Here is a 14904-nt window from a genome sequence, read left to right on the forward strand (position 1 = left end):
AACACTTCTCTTCGATGTGGTCAGTTAGAGGCCCGGCAAAAGAGAACAGAACTCGCCTAACTCTTCGCCGGGTTATAGATGCAGGTGCCTTGATAAAGAATTTATCTTATAGCCAGATATTAGTTCATCACTCCAAGCTTACAGCCCTTGTTTTTGATCTTGACCCATTTGCTCATAAAGTTAACTGGTGATGTGTAGGCTTCATAGATTACCGCTTGTCCCCAGGGAGTTACTGCACCTTGCATAGGTTTTGAATAGGAGAAGGCCCCCATTACCCAGGCACTCTTGGTAACGCAGTCTCCACTTGTGGGAAAGCTGGAGGTAAGAGTTGGGTTGTGGTTATAAACAAGATTGGTGGCGTTCAAGAGCTGTTGGGCTCTATTTACAACAGTTGCTACTTCGGTATTTGTAGCAGGGTGTACATAGATAGTGATGTCATTTGCTGAGCTTGGGTAGAACATAACATCATTTACAGTCCCATGGGTTTCACCAGTGGCAGAGTTTTGTGCCCAGGTTTGCCAGCTGCTGTCGCAGACTTCGTCCCAGCTCTGTAATCCGTTGGCGTCCACAACAAATGGTGATACATGTCCACCGCCTATGGTCTTCTTAAAATTACTAAATGACGTTAGGGTTTTACCTGCTTGTATCATTACACCTATACAACGCATATTGGCTTGAGGTACTCCCAGAGCGGTGCTCAGATCGGCGAGCATGTCATTGCAACTGGTAGCAGTAGTGCGGCTCCGGACTTGATTGGGCATAACGTATTCTCCTTCAATATAGGGGGTTGTTTCTATTGGGTTCTTTTCAAGGTGGTTTTTTAAGGCAAAACGAATTGATGTTGATTTAAATCCGTAGTTATTTTCAAAAGGAATGTTTAAGTGGCCACTTCTTTAGCATTACTTACAGTTAAGGTAAATTAAAAGAGAGTGGATTAAATAAAATCTTCTGGGAAAAGCCTTTTTTAATTTTTGCTTACAGTATTATTTAGTAAGTCTGTAGGCAATAAAGACCTTCGATTGTTATTGGTTTGCTTGTTTGTGTCTAATAGCACTAAATGGCTTTATCGGCTCTTTTGAAAAGAGTTATTGCTTTCAGAGACATTTCTTTCAGAAGTTCGATAAAACGTGTTACTGTCATATTTCTTTCAGGGGAAATGTAATATTGCCCAGGGCCTTGTTCAGTAATTCTTAGACCGTTTGGAGGGGTTGTTCCGGCAGGGAAGCGACAGACCCATCCGATGAGCGTTGATTGATTAATGCTCTCTTGGTCGAAGATTCTTATTCCTTTTCCGTTTGCAATAACGATGCTGATATTATTTAGAAAGGTAGTATCCAGATTAGATATCAGCATATTGACATCCTCCTCTCTGGAATAACCAAATTTTGGTAAGGAATTGGAGTCAATATAGATTTCTCTGAGGGACATCTCTTTCTCCCTTTTAAAACCAATTTGGTCATTGGTCAATAGCTGTTGATAGTTGCTAATTCAGAAGCTTTTTATCTTCTCTGCTTTTTTGAAAGCAGAAGTGTTTTTTTTAATTTTTTTGCTTCTTGACTTGAATCATAACTGTGGCTTGGTGTTTGGCGCAACAAGTACGATTGTTTAACTGTTATATTTTATAAAATTCGATAATTGGCGAGTGTAAAGTTCACACTAGTTCACATTTTGTCGCCTTTTGTAACTCCGGGGGAGTTCAACCCGCAAGTTAATCAAAAATTCCAGTTTATGAGGATAATGGCTTTGATAGAGGTGTTGTTGGAGAAGGTTCTCTTGGGGTTGGGATTGGAGTTCTGGGTGGCGAAAAGGCTTAGTTTGTTATAACTCATTGTGCTGACATTTTGCGATGCTCGTTTTAAAACGAGATTTTACTGGTTGCTTAAAAATATGTTCTAGATAGGCTTGAAAAGCTTTAGAGTTAAATAATTAGTATTGGTTTTTTAGAATGTATCTGTTTCATCCCTTAGCGTGCGTCGTGCAGCCTTTAAAACATTAGAGCGAATAACTAATATGGATAAGAAGAAAACGCCGGAGAAAAAAAATCATCTAGCAGGCATTGACCGAAGAACTTTTACCAAGCGCGCCCTTCAAATGGGCTTGGCCGCAGGTGCTGTTGCTTCTGGGTTTGGCTCTGCATTTTCGGGTAGTTCAAATCAGTTTTATGATATTTATGATTACGTAATTGTTGGTTCTGGTGCGGGAGGGGGTCCATTAGCGGCAAACTTGGCAAAGGCGGGCTTTTCGGTATTGGTGCTTGAGGCGGGGGCCAATGACCCTAGTGATGACATACATAATATTCCCGCTTGGCACCCTTTTGCGTCAGAAGACCGCAAGCTGAGCTGGGATTTCTTTATTAAGCATTACGCGGATTTTAATCAACAACAGCTGGATGATAAGTATATTCCAGGTAAAGGTGTTTTATATCCGCGGGCTAGTACTATAGGGGGCTGTACGACACACCATGCGCTGATTACTGTCTATCCCCATAACAATGACTTTGACCGTATTGCTCAAGCGACAGGAGATAGTTCTTGGGGCAGCAGCAATATGCGGCGATATTTTGAGCGGCTTGAGCGATGCCAATATGTTTCCCGTCCAATATTTTCGAATCCCTCTCGCCATGGTTTTGATGGATGGCTTCCTACTAATAGAGGTAATCCGGCTTTGCTGTTGGAAGACCCGGCAATATTAAAAATCGTCAAGGCAGCATTGGCGAAATACGGACTGGAGGGGGCCCTTGAACAGATTATTTCTGGAAACCTACGCTTAGATATCAATCACTGGGATGTGGCCTCAGGAGAGGAGGGGCCTTTTATTGCCCCGATGGCTGCAGATAGCAGAAGTCGTCGCAAGAGCGTACGGGAGCACCTTTTGGATACCCAGAGTCGCTATCCAAACCTGTTACATATTCGCACCAATGCGCTGGCAACAAGGGTGATGTTTGAAGGTAAAACGGCTATTGGGGTGGAGTTTATGGAGGGGGCGAACCTCTATAAGGCTGACCCTTATCACGATGATACCGGCTCCATTGGTACTATGCGGCAGGTGAGGGCGAGTAGGGAGGTGATTCTTTCGGGAGGGGCATTCAATAGTCCTCAGCTGCTGAAATTATCCGGAGTGGGTCCAAGCCAAGAGCTTTTTCAGCACGGAATTGATCAGATAGTTGACTTGCCGGGTGTAGGTGAAAACCTGCAGGATCGCTACGAAGTCGGCATTGTTAGTGAGATGACTGAGGATTTGGCCCTTCTCAAGGATTGTACCTGGGGCGAGCAGGGTGACCCCTGCCTGAATCGATATCGCTACGGTTGGCTGAATAAAGGCCCCTACAGTGGTAATGGTCCAGTACTATCTTTGGTGAAGCGCTCCCACCCCGACCTACCAGATCCTGATTTGTTTATTTTTGGAGCGCCCTCTGATTTCCACGGTTATTACCCCGGTTATTCTCAGGCGCTAAGGGATTACAAAGATCGCTTCTCCTGGATCGTACTTAAAGGTCATACTAATAATACGGCAGGGCGGGTAACTTTGCGCTCTGCCAATCCGCAGGACACCCCAGAGATTAATTTTCACTATTTTGATGAGGGTAGTGGTGATTATGAAAAAGACTTACAGGCCGTAGTGGAGGGTGTAAAAATATCCCGGGATATTATGTCGGCCCCTATCGTTGGCCAGCAGGTTGCCAGGGAGTTATTGCCCGGTGGAGATGTGCAGACCGATGAGCAAATCGGTCAGTTTGTTAAAAATCAGGCATGGGGTCACCACGCTTCCTGTTCCAATAAAATGGGGCCAGCCAGTGATCCAATGGCAGTAGTGGATAGTAAATTCCGGGTACATGGCACCAATAATTTACGAGTGGTGGATGCTTCGGTATTTCCACGTATTCCGGGCTTCTTTATCGTGGTGCCGGTGTATATGATTAGTGAAAAAGCTAGCGATGATATTATTGCGGCGGCAACGGGCCAGATTGCCTGATAGGGCCTTGCTAAACCCAGGTTGAAAAAGAAAAAGCCCCGCAGAGCGGGGCTTTTTAATTAGAACGAGATGTTCTTTGGTGTGCGCGGGAAGGGGATAACATCGCGGATGTTACCCATGCCAGTTACGTAAGACACGATGCGATCGAAGCCCAGACCAAAGCCTGCGTGAGGCACTGTGCCGTAGCGGCGCAGGTCGCGATACCAGTCGAGGTGATCTTTGGGGATGTTCATTTCATCCATGCGTTCGTCGAGCTTCTCAAGGCGTTCTTCACGCTGGGCACCGCCGATAATTTCTCCGATACCCGGTGCCAGTACATCCATGGCGGCTACAGTTTTACCGTCATCGTTCATACGCATATAGAAGGCTTTGATATCCTTCGGATAGTTCAGAACAATCACTGGCTTCTTGAAGTGTTTCTCAGCCAGGTAGCGTTCGTGCTCAGAGGCCAAGTCTATACCCCAAGAGACGGGGAATTCGAACTTCTCTTTACAGTTTTCCAGGATTTCGATGGCATCGGAGTAGTTGATGCGAGCGAAATCATTCTCGATGATGTTCTCCAGGCGGCTGATGGCCTCTTTATCGATGCGCTGGGCGAAGAAGGCCATATCGTCGGCACGTTCTTCCAGTACGGCTTTGAAGATGTACTTCAGCATTTGCTCAGATAGATCAGCGATATCGGCCAGATCGGCAAAAGCCACTTCCGGCTCTACCATCCAGAACTCGGCTAGGTGGCGAGTGGTGTTGGAGTTCTCCGCACGGAAGGTGGGGCCAAAGGTGTAAACCTTGGATAGGGCCAGACAGTAGCTCTCAACATTCAGCTGGCCAGATACGGTAAGGAAGCTCTCCTCGCCAAAAAAGTCCTTGCTGTAATCGATAGCGCCCTGCTCGTTGCGTGGCAGGTTTTCCATATCCAGAGTGCTAACCCGGAACATTTCTCCGGCGCCTTCACAGTCAGAGGCGGTGAGAATGGGCGTGTGTACGTAGTTAAAGCCGTTCTCGTGGTAGAAGCGATGAATCGCCTGAGCGATACAGTTGCGAACTCGAGCCACCGCGCCGCTGACATTAGTACGGACGCGTAGATGCGCGTGTTCGCGCAGGTGCTCCATGGTGTGGCGTTTGGGGGACATTGGGTAGGTGTCCGGGTCTTCTACCCAGCCGACCACTTGAACTTCAGAAGCTAACAACTCGATCGATTGGCCCTTGCCTTCTGAAGGCTTGACGGTTCCAACAATATCCACTGCACAGCCTGTGGTCAGGCGCTGTACTTCAGATTGGTAATTGTGCAGATGATTCTCGGCAATGACCTGAATAGGGTCAAAGCAACTGCCGTCGTGTACTGCCAGGAAAGAAAGACCGGCTTTGGAGTCGCGACGGGTTCTGATCCAGCCCTGTACGCGAACTTCTTCGCCCTCACGGCCGGTGGATTTTAATAGGCTATCTACGGATTCGACTTTTACTGTCATTTTCTATCGGTTTCTCGCTAGTCCTGAAGGTGGTGTTCTGCCGACTTGCCTAAAAGCTGACCACGCCACCAAGGTGAAGTTACGGCGGGCATATTGACCTGTTGCTGAGGGGAAATCCAGTCCCTTGGCAATTTGGAAGCTTGCCGGGAGAGCGGGCCTATTTGGGTGGCGCCATTGAAAAGCATCAAGATTGTGTGGGTAAAGTACTTGGCGGCTTGCGGGAAGGAGGGAGTGGGGCCTGGATTCGATACCTGCCCCAAAATCGCACGGGCCTAGCCGCGCGGCTTCTTCACCGTGTGCAGTACTGTGTCTCGCTCAAAGAAGACATAGAAGTCGTTGTATTCCCAGCGGGTGATAGCGGGCTCGCCGACGGGGCCCATAATACTGAGGGGCTCACCAAGGCGCGTGCTGATATCGTTTTTCTTCATGCCGCGAGCTTCACCAAAGGACAGCTCTGCGCCCTGGGAGCCCACAGGAATCTCCAGGGTTTTTGCCTGGGCGCCAAATGCCAAAAGAAGTGCCACGGTACCAGCGATCTGGGCCACTCCGTTGCGATTTCTGCTGAACATTTATTGTTCTCCGATTTAGGTGTTCGAATACGCCGGGCCATTAAAACAGAAAAAATGCCAAAACACTTGGACTTCTTCACGTTTTTATACCGAAGAAGGCGCCTTGTAGGGGAAAAAGGTCCGGGGAAGGAGGGTATGTGTGTGCTAGGCTGACCATTGGGCTTAGTCCTGTGGGCGGGCATGGATGCGACTCTCAAAAACCTTCTCAGTTCTGGGGCTATTGCTTGGCGCTATTCTCTTTGCTCTCTCTCTTACGCCCTCTCTGATTCCACGCACTGCCCTCATGCAAGGTGTTCTCGCCGGAACCTCCTTTACTTTTGGCTATGTGATCGGCTTGTTTATGCACTGGCTGTGGAATTACTTTGAGCTTCCCGACATTCCTCTCGGTCCTGGGGTGCGCAGAGTGCTTAAACGCTTAGCGCTGGTTGCCTGCATATGTCTGATCATTATTTTTCTTTGGCAGGGGGCGCACTGGCAGAACTCGGTGCGGGCCTTGATGGGTATGCAGCCGGTTACCGGGATCGGGCCCTTTACCGTGGGGTCCGTGGCCCTGCTGGTCTTTCTCTCATTCTGGGTGATGGGTAAAGGGTTTCGCCGAGTCATTCATGCTGTTACCAAGTATCTATCCGTGCATATTCCTGAAAGGGTGGCTTTGCTCATTGGGTTGCTGGTAGCAGTGGCACTTTACTGGGGCATTCTAAATGGGGTGCTCCTGAAGGTAGGGGTGCATATTGTCTCGGTCATTTGGGAAAAACATGATCAGGCAATTGCAGAAGGGCTGAAGGCACCTGAGGACCCCAACAAGGTTGGCGGTGCGGACTCTCTATTAACTTGGAAAAGTGTCGGGCATCAGGGGCGTCGCTTTTTAACCCTTGGCCCCTCTGTGGAGGATATCCGTGAGGTTGCCGGGTTAGGCAAAGAGCCGATAAGGGTCTTTGTGGGTTTGCGGGCTGCAGAAACTCCATTGCAAAGAGCCTTCCTGGCACTTGCTGAACTAAAGCGCCTCAATGCATTCGATAGAGAGATATTGCTAATTGCGACACCCACTGGCGAAGGCTGGTTAGATCCTGGGGCTATAAACTCCCTGGAATTTCTTTATCGAGGGGATGTGGCTACCGTTGCTACCCAATACTCCTTTTTGCCAAGCCCAATTGCATTATTAACAGATAATCAATATGGGCTGGATTCCGCCAGGGCTTTGTTTAAGGTGATCTACGAATACTGGGAGGAACTGCCAGTTGAAACTCGCCCAAGGCTGTACCTCTTTGGCTTGAGTCTCGGTGCTCAGTTATCAGAAGCCTCCTTTGATTTTTATGACATTATTGATGATCCTATCGATGGCGTACTCTGGGCAGGGCCGCCATTTGGCACAGGCATCTGGCGCATCATCACGGATAGTCGCGACCCCGGAACCCCAGCCTGGTTACCGCAGTTTAAGGGGGGAGAGGTTGTTCGTTTTGGTAATCAATATGGCGGTTATTTAGGGCAGGAACCCTGGGGAAGCTTTCGAATCGCCTTTTTGCAGCACGCCAGTGATCCAATAGTCTTTTTTGATCTGCGTTGGATGTTTCAAATGCCGGATTGGTTGGAGCGCCCACGAGGGCCGGATGTCTCTCCAGACCTCTACTGGTTTCCTATAGTGACCATGCTGCAACTACTGGCAGACCTAAACTTGGGGATTGCGCCACTGGGGTTCGGGCACCGCTATGCACCTGAAGGGTATGTCCTCGCCTGGATGGCGTTAACCGAGCCGCCCGACTGGAGTGACGAGGAGTTAAAGCGCCTACGGGAAAAGCTCAGAACTTATCCAGTGCGTTGAGTGCGGTCTGCCGTAAGAAGGTACTCTTTCAAGATCAAAAACATTTCTGGCTGTTTATTGGGTTACATGGGGCTGTTCAGTGAGAAGTTGGCGCAAGCCATTTTGATCTGGGGCTCAAGCTTATCGGCGGCATGAATGCAAAAATTAACCGCTTTCTCAATTTCAGGTTTACTGTTGGGCGCGATATGCTTCGCTCTGAGCCTCACTCCTTCTCTGATTCCTCGCAATGCCTATGTGCAGGGTATTCTTTCCGGTTTTTCATTCACCGTTGGATATTCACTGTCTGTGCTGGTCCGCTATGTTTGGAAGTATTTGGGGGTTCCCGATATCCCGCTAGACCATCGGCAGCGACAAATACTGAGGGGGCTGATAATTATTTTGGGTGTCAGCCTTATTTTAGTTTTTCTTAGGCAGGGGACGGAGTGGCAGAATTCAGTGCGCTCATTGATGGGCATGCCGGCAATTTCTGGCGTCGCCCCAATTACGATTGGTGTTGTTGCGCTCTGCGTATTCCTGCTCTTTAGATGGGCAGGTAAAGGCTTTCTCAGGGTGGTTTTGCGCGTATCTGCCCGTTTAGAAAAGACCATCCCTCCAAGGGTGGCAGCCCTTACTGGGCTGCTTGTCGCGTTGTTGCTTTATTGGAGTGTGTTGAATGGAGTGTTGTTGCAGTCGGGCCTCTATGCAGTCTCACTTATCTATGAAAAGCTGGATCTGATTGTTGTTGCGAACTTGCCGCCTCCGCAAGATCCCAGCAAGTCAGGTGGAGCGAACTCGCTACTTGCCTGGGATAGGTTGGGACATGAGGGGCGCCGATTTTTGTCTCTTGGGCCATCTGCGGAGGATATTCGGGAGGTTGCAGGGGAGGGCATGGACCCCATTCGAGTTTATGTGGGAGTGCACTCAGCAGACACGCCACAGCAGCGTGCACTATTGGCACTTGAAGAGTTGAAGCGCGTAAAGGCGTTTGAGCGAGAAATTTTGCTGATTGCAACCCCGGTTGGGGATGGCTGGATCGACCCAGGGGCAGTGAATTCTCTTGAATTTCTGTACCGAGGAGATGTAGCTACAGTGGCCGTACAGTACTCGTATTTACCGGGCCCCATCGTATTGTTTACAGATGCTCAGTCGATCAGAACATCCGCTCGCATACTGTTCAAGGTGATTTACGATTACTGGGAGGAGCTACCGGTAAACACTCGCCCCAGACTTTATCTATACGGGCTAAGTTTAGGAGCCAAGCTCTCTGAAGACTCCTTTCAGTTCTACGATGTGATTGATAGCCCCATTAATGGTGCTCTTTGGGCTGGCCCTCCGTTTAGTATGCGGTCCTGGAGAATGATTACCGATAATCGTGATCCCGGCACCCCCGCTTGGCTCCCCCAGTTTAAAGGGGGAGAGGTGGTGCGCTTTGGAAATCAGTACGGTGGTTATTTGGGGCAGAAGCCCTGGGGTAGATTCCGTATCGCCTTCCTGCAGCATGCTAGTGATCCGATTGTCTTTTTTGACTTTCGCTGGGCGTTTCGCAGACCTGACTGGCTGGAGCGCCCCAGAGGGCCCGATGTGTCTCCGGACCTTCGCTGGTTCCCTGTTGTCACTATGTTGCAGCTGTTAGCGGACTTTAATGTAGGGGTCACACCACGGGATTTCGGACACCGCTATTCGGCAGCAGGATACACGCTCGCCTGGATTGCCCTGACCGAGCCTCCGGATTGGAGCGAGGCAGAGCTGCAGCGCCTGCGGGCTAAGCTAAAAATTTTTCCCAAGCGCTGAAGTTGTCTAAATCCTTGGATTTCTTGACTATTTTCCGTTTAAATCGGCTCTATGTTAAAACCTGTCCCCCTTTTTATTGGCCTGAGATATGTGGCTGCCCGCCGCAGGCAGCAGTTCATTTCCTTTATTAATGGCTTCTCCCTGATTGGCATGGCGTTAGGCGTTCTTGCCTTGATCGTCGTGACTTCTGTGATGAACGGCTTCGATCGTGAGTTGAAAACACGAATATTGAGCGTGGTTCCCCACGGCTTTATCGAGCGCGAAGGCGGCTTGCAAGAGTGGCAGGGCGTGGCTCAGAAGCTTGAACAGCAGCCCCATGTGGAGGCGGTGAGTCCCTTTGTAAAAGGGTTTGCCCTGTTGAGCGCCTACGGCGATAGCCACGGGGTCGAGTTCCAAGGTGTAGATCCCAAGGCCCTACGCGATGTCTCTGAAGTTGGCGAGCATATGGTGATGGGCAGCCTGGATGAGTTACAGCCCCGCAGTTACCAAATAGTGCTCGGCCGTATTCTCGCCCAGCAGCTCAATGTGCTGCCCGGCGAGTCCGTCACTCTGACCCTGCCCGAGGTGGCGGTAACTCCCGCTGGTATCTTCCCACGCACCAAACGCTTTACCGTCGCCGGAGTTTTCTCGGTAGGCGCTCAGGTGGACCAAAATGTGGCACTGATGAACGTAGAGGATGCAGCCCGATTAATGCGCATGTCCGGCAGGGTGCAGGGATTACAGCTGCGTTTTGACGATATGGATAATGCTCTCGGTAGGGTTGAGCCCTACGCCGCGGCCCTCGGAGAGGGTTTTAGTGGTGAGGATTGGAGCCATTCCCAGGGAAGCCTGTTTCAGGCGGTGAAGATGGAGAAGACGGTGGTCACTTTAATGTTGATGATCATCGTAGCCGTAGCGGCTTTTAATATTGTCTCGGCCCTGGTGCTGATGGTGGCGGACAAGCGCTCCGATATCGCCGTGCTCAGAACCCTGGGGCTCACTTCACGCCAAATAATGGCAGTGTTCGTTGTCCAGGGCAGTGCGATCGGGCTGATAGGCGCATTTACTGGCGCCTTGCTGGGAATCCTAATCGCGCTCAATCTCACCGAGATGGTGAGCTGGATGGAAAACCTTTTGGGCGCCAAGATTTTTGATCCGCGGGTATTTTTCGTGAGCTATTTGCCATCGGAGTTTCGTGTTGGCGATGCAGTGGTAGTCTTATCCGCCGCTATCTGTATGAGTTTATTAGCGACACTGCTGCCCGCATGGCGGGCGGCCCAAATCGAGCCAGCGGAAGCTTTGCGTTACGAATAATTGTTATATAAATCATATAGATACGATTAATATCTAAAGTGATTTCTCAGAATTTGGAAGCGGCAAATATTGATGAATAGTCGAGTGGAAATAGACACTGAGAAGGCGAGGCCGGCAACGGCTCCCGGTGATGCTGTCCTGGCCTGCCGCCAGCTGCGCAAGAGCTATCGCCAGGGCGGCAGAGATCTTGAGGTTCTGCGTGGTGTGGAGTTGCAAGTAGAGCGGGGTGAGAAGCTTGCCATCGTGGGGGCCTCGGGCTCCGGCAAATCCACCTTGCTCAACTTACTCGGCGGGTTGGATACGCCGAGTAGTGGAGAGGTTTGGGTGGCCGGTCAGAACCTGGCGACACTCAATGCCAATGAGCGCGGCTGGTTGCGTAATAGCAGTCTCGGTTTTGTCTACCAGTTTCACCACCTGCTCAATGAATTCAGTGCCCTGGAAAATGTGGCAATGCCACTGCTGATCGGTAAGCACAGTGTGGCCAATGCCCGGACCGAGGCCAAATCCATGCTGGAAGCGGTAGGCCTGGGTGAGAGGGTTGATCATAAGCCTTCGCAGCTCTCCGGGGGAGAACGCCAGCGTGTAGCGATTGCGAGGGCGCTGGTGACTCGCCCTGCCTGTGTGCTGATGGATGAGCCCACCGGCAACCTGGATAGAACCACGGCAGGGGAGATTCACAAATTGATGGACCGGCTCAATCAGGAGATGGGTATCAGCTTTGTGATTGTCACCCATGACCCGGACCTTGCCGCGGCCCTGGATCGCTGCTTGCACCTAGTGGATGGCGAGCTTCTCAGTGATTGGCACCAAGGTGATCATGTTTAAGCCACTCCCAGCCTTTATTGGCCTGCGCTATGCCGGAGCCCAGCGCCGCAGCGATGACTCCGTAGGCCTGGTGTCATTTATTTCCGGCCTGTCGATGATTGGTCTGATTCTCGGCGTTGCCTTGATGATCGTGGTGATGTCGGTAATGAATGGCTTCGATCGCGAGCTGCGTGAGCGTATTCTCGGCATCATGCCCCACGCGACTATCTATAACGCCACTGTGGCGGTGGATTGGCCTGCTCTGCGCGATCAATTGGCGGCGGATGCTGAGGTGGAGTCCGCGGCGGAAGTTTGGCAGGTGAACGCACTGGCTCGTCGTGGCAGTGAGGTTACACCACTGCTGGTGCAGGGGGTAAATCCGGACACCATCGTCAATGTATCGAATATTAATGATTTCCTCAGTCCCAATGCTTTTCCAGCCATGCTCGATGATTCCGAGCCAGGAGTAATTCTCGGGCGCGGAATCGCAGAAAAACTGGGGGTGGAGCAGGGCGATTACCTGTCTTTGATAGTGCCCAATAACGATGCGGCCTCGGGTAGCCGCCGCGCCGCACGTGTGGCCGGTTTCAAGGTGGCGGAGGTCTTTCATTCTGGGACAGTTCTGGATCAGTCGTTGGCCCTGGTTTCCTGGGAGCAGGCCCAGGGCCTAGCTGGCCAAAAGGGTGGCGCAGGCATCCAGTTACGTGTGACCGAAATGCTGGAAGCCAACTGGATTATGCGGCGGCTGTTGAAAGACCTGCCTCGCGATGGCTATTACGGAACTGATTGGAGTCGCACCCACGGTAATCTCTACCAAGCGATCCAGATGTCCCGCAATCTGGTGGGTTTGTTGGTGCTGCTGATCATTGCCATTGCCGCTTTTAATGTGGTCTCGACTTTGGTGATGGTGGTAATCGACAAGCACTCGGATATCGCCATTCTGCGCACAATGGGCGCTAGCACACGGCAGATTCTCCTCACCTTTGTCAGCCAGGGGGCGTTAGTGGGATTAGTTGGCGCACTCGTTGGCGGTGTATTGGGGGTCCTGGCTTCACTGGCGGTCACCGACCTGGTGGCGGGCCTTGAATCCACATTAGGCATTCAATTCCTTAAGTCCGATGTGTATCCGGTGGATTATCTGCCATCAGAACTATCTTGGGCAGATGTGGCTTTGGTAGTTGGTGCGGGCTTCCTGCTCAGTCTGCTGGCCACGCTCTATCCTGCGTTCCAGGCCAGTCGTGTGCAGCCTGCCGCGGCGCTGCGAAACGAATAGGCGGTTTTGATTGGTGCCGAGCAAGGCTTTACATGTTTTGCGCAAGCTGCTGCCGCTACCGGCGGCACTTACTGCCTGGGTCCTCGTTCTTGTGGCGAGCCTGAAATTTGAAAGCTGGCGGGTAATGACCTTCTGCCCGGATGGTATGCGCGAAGGATCTGTGTGCTATGCCGCAGGTTGGCAGGTCTTACCTCTATGGTTGATCTGCCTGGGCGCCATGATCTCTGCCTTGGTGGTGGTTTGGGTGGTGGCCTTAACCGCCGCAGGAAGTCGGGTTAAGGCTGCATCCATATCTTTTTTGCTAGGGACTTTTGTAGCCCTGGCATTGGGGGCTGTCACCGATTATGCCCTGCCAGCACTGCTGGCCATAGCAGCAGGCGCTGCGGCTTTGGGTTGGGTCGGCAAGTGCTATGGAAGTGAGGCTAGCTGCTGACCGCAGAGCGGCGCTCAATACGTAGCTTCCAGCGTTTTACTACATGCCAGCGCCATAGGGCGCGCATAGAAAAATAGGCAACAGTGGCAAAGAAAACCCCCGCCAGCACTGAGCCAAAAAACAGCGGCATCCAGATTTTCCCTACTTCTTCCGTCAACCACTCCCACGAGAGCTCGATATCAAAGTCTACCGGGGGCGTGCCCAGAATCCATGCGCCCAGTTTGTAGGTGCTATAGAAGATTGCCGGCATGGTCACCGGATTGCTGATCCACACCAAAATAATCGACAGTGGAAGATTGCAGCGCAGCCATAGAGCGAGCAGTGCGGCAATAATCATCTGCCCTGGCAAGGGTAGGAAGCTGGTGAACACGCCAACGGCAAAGGCGACTGAAACTGAGTGTCGGTTCAGGTGAAATAGGTTGGGATCGTGGAGAAGAGTCCCCAGAAACTTGAGCCCATTCTTGGCTCGGATTTCTTCGGGGCTTGGCAGCCATCGCCTGATAATACTCTTCGGCATAACTCTATCTGAAACCTGGGTGCTGGCAGCCTTGTTAATGAGTGCTGTACCGGGGTTTGGAAAATTCGTTCGTCGGGATTTTTTCCCTACCCCAGATAAGCATAGAGCGCCCAGGGTGGTAGGGCATGCCGTATCTGGCGCGGGCGCTATTATGCCCACTTAGTGATGGCAAAACTACTACCGTGATAGAAGTCATTTTACGCCATTAATTGTCAACAATTAGTCATGCGGATTCGAGTTGACGCCCAGGTCGCACTCATTTATGGTCTGCAATCCCAAAGAATTGTCGACAATGTTAAAGTCATATGGGTGTCACTGGAGCCAACAGCCCCTTGCGGGAGCCACATCAGAGCCTGGCTGAGCGCCTGTTTTTGACCTTGCGCGGTGAAATTGTGGAAGGTCGCATACCTGCAGGCAGCAAGATTAGTGAGCCGGAATTGGCCCGCCGCTTCAATGCCAGTCGCGGCAGTTTGCGTGAAGCCCTGATGCGTTTGGAGTCTCTGGGTTTGCTGGAGCGCCGGGTAAACATAGGTGCCCGTGTGGTGGAGCTGAGTGAGCGTGGTCTGCTGGAACTCTACGAAGTGCGCGAAGCTTTGGAGGGCATGGCCTGCCGCCTTGCCGCCGAGCAGCGCAGCGAGGAAGACCTGTTGGAACTGCGCCAGATGTTGTCGCGCCACGAACAGCAGGAAGAGCTGCAAGCCGGTAAGGCGTATTTTCAGCCGGAGGGAGACTTCGACTTCCATTTCCGTATTGTGCAGGCCTCGAAGAATGATCTACTGATCGACACCCTGTGCAACCGTCTTTATTACCGTGTTCGTATGTATCGCTACCAGCTGGGCATGGCCAGCCCCAGGGCACAGCGCGCTTTTCGCGAACACAGCCACATTATCGAAGCCATAGAAGCGGGGGATGGTGAATTGGCGGAGCTGTTGATGCGCCGACATATCCGTGCTTCCAGGCAGAATATTGAAAATAAACTGAGGTAGAG

At 51.3% G+C, this 14904-nt stretch carries 13 protein-coding genes; 8 read left to right on the plus strand and 5 right to left on the minus strand.

The features are described 5' to 3' along the window. Positions 1 to 119 precede the first annotated feature (119 nt). Positions 120 to 761, minus strand: a complete 642-nt coding sequence (locus ACJJIB_RS10985; protein ID WP_252085765.1) for a hypothetical protein — start codon at positions 759 to 761, stop codon at positions 120 to 122. A gap of 292 nt (positions 762 to 1053) precedes the next feature. Then, the gene (locus ACJJIB_RS10990) at positions 1054 to 1428 is read right to left on the minus strand and encodes a hypothetical protein (RefSeq protein WP_444886072.1); all 375 of its coding nucleotides are present in this window, start codon (positions 1426 to 1428) and stop codon (positions 1054 to 1056) included. Between the two features lie 582 nt (positions 1429 to 2010). On the opposite strand from ACJJIB_RS10990, the gene ACJJIB_RS10995 reads away from it, so the two are divergent. Further along, positions 2011 to 3972 carry a GMC family oxidoreductase gene (locus ACJJIB_RS10995; RefSeq protein WP_444886073.1) on the plus strand — a complete coding sequence of 654 codons (1962 nt, stop codon included), beginning with the start codon at positions 2011 to 2013 and terminating at the stop codon, positions 3970 to 3972. A 59-nt stretch (positions 3973 to 4031) separates the two neighbouring features. On the opposite strand, the gene asnS is transcribed toward ACJJIB_RS10995, so the two are convergent. Together asnS and ACJJIB_RS11005 are read right to left on the minus strand one after the other, a co-directional pair. Then, a complete protein-coding gene (gene asnS, locus ACJJIB_RS11000; protein WP_252085768.1) occupies positions 4032 to 5438 on the minus strand; it encodes an asparagine--tRNA ligase in 1407 nt (468 codons plus the stop codon). 272 nt (positions 5439 to 5710) lie between these two features. After that, the gene (locus ACJJIB_RS11005; RefSeq protein WP_252085769.1) at positions 5711 to 6007 is read right to left on the minus strand and encodes a hypothetical protein; all 297 of its coding nucleotides are present in this window, start codon (positions 6005 to 6007) and stop codon (positions 5711 to 5713) included. A 184-nt stretch (positions 6008 to 6191) separates the two neighbouring features. Between ACJJIB_RS11005 and ACJJIB_RS11010 the strand changes: the two genes are divergently transcribed. The 6 genes from ACJJIB_RS11010 (at position 6192) to ACJJIB_RS11035 (ending at position 13399) form a co-directional block, all read left to right on the plus strand. Then, positions 6192 to 7826, plus strand: a complete 1635-nt coding sequence (locus ACJJIB_RS11010; protein WP_444886074.1) for an alpha/beta hydrolase — start codon at positions 6192 to 6194, stop codon at positions 7824 to 7826. A 135-nt stretch (positions 7827 to 7961) separates the two neighbouring features. After that, complete coding sequence (locus tag ACJJIB_RS11015) at positions 7962 to 9596, plus strand: alpha/beta hydrolase (RefSeq protein ID WP_444886075.1); 1635 nt, start codon at positions 7962 to 7964, stop codon at positions 9594 to 9596. 51 nt (positions 9597 to 9647) lie between these two features. Next, positions 9648 to 10889, plus strand: coding sequence for a lipoprotein-releasing ABC transporter permease subunit (locus ACJJIB_RS11020; RefSeq protein WP_252085772.1), 1242 nt, complete (start codon positions 9648 to 9650; stop codon positions 10887 to 10889). Between the two features lie 72 nt (positions 10890 to 10961). Beyond that, positions 10962 to 11714, plus strand: coding sequence for a lipoprotein-releasing ABC transporter ATP-binding protein LolD (lolD, locus tag ACJJIB_RS11025; protein ID WP_444886076.1), 753 nt, complete (start codon positions 10962 to 10964; stop codon positions 11712 to 11714). After that, positions 11707 to 12966, plus strand: coding sequence for a lipoprotein-releasing ABC transporter permease subunit (locus ACJJIB_RS11030; protein WP_444886077.1), 1260 nt, complete (start codon positions 11707 to 11709; stop codon positions 12964 to 12966). The genes lolD and ACJJIB_RS11030 overlap by 8 nt, the downstream gene beginning before the upstream one ends. Before the next feature lie 13 nt (positions 12967 to 12979). Next, entirely contained in the window at positions 12980 to 13399 is a 420-nt protein-coding gene (locus tag ACJJIB_RS11035) for a hypothetical protein (protein ID WP_444886078.1), read from the plus strand. On the opposite strand, the gene ACJJIB_RS11040 is transcribed toward ACJJIB_RS11035, so the two are convergent. Then, on the minus strand, positions 13389 to 13916 hold the full coding sequence (locus tag ACJJIB_RS11040; protein WP_444885079.1) for a DUF2062 domain-containing protein: 528 nt from the start codon (positions 13914 to 13916) through the stop codon (positions 13389 to 13391). The genes ACJJIB_RS11035 and ACJJIB_RS11040 overlap by 11 nt on opposite strands. 332 nt (positions 13917 to 14248) lie before the next feature. On the opposite strand from ACJJIB_RS11040, the gene ACJJIB_RS11045 reads away from it, so the two are divergent. After that, positions 14249 to 14902, plus strand: coding sequence for a GntR family transcriptional regulator (locus tag ACJJIB_RS11045; protein WP_252085777.1), 654 nt, complete (start codon positions 14249 to 14251; stop codon positions 14900 to 14902). The last annotated feature ends 2 nt before the right edge of the window (positions 14903 to 14904 follow it).

The sequence above is a fragment of the Microbulbifer mixtoriginis (SeqCode) genome (genome assembly GCF_052467705.1).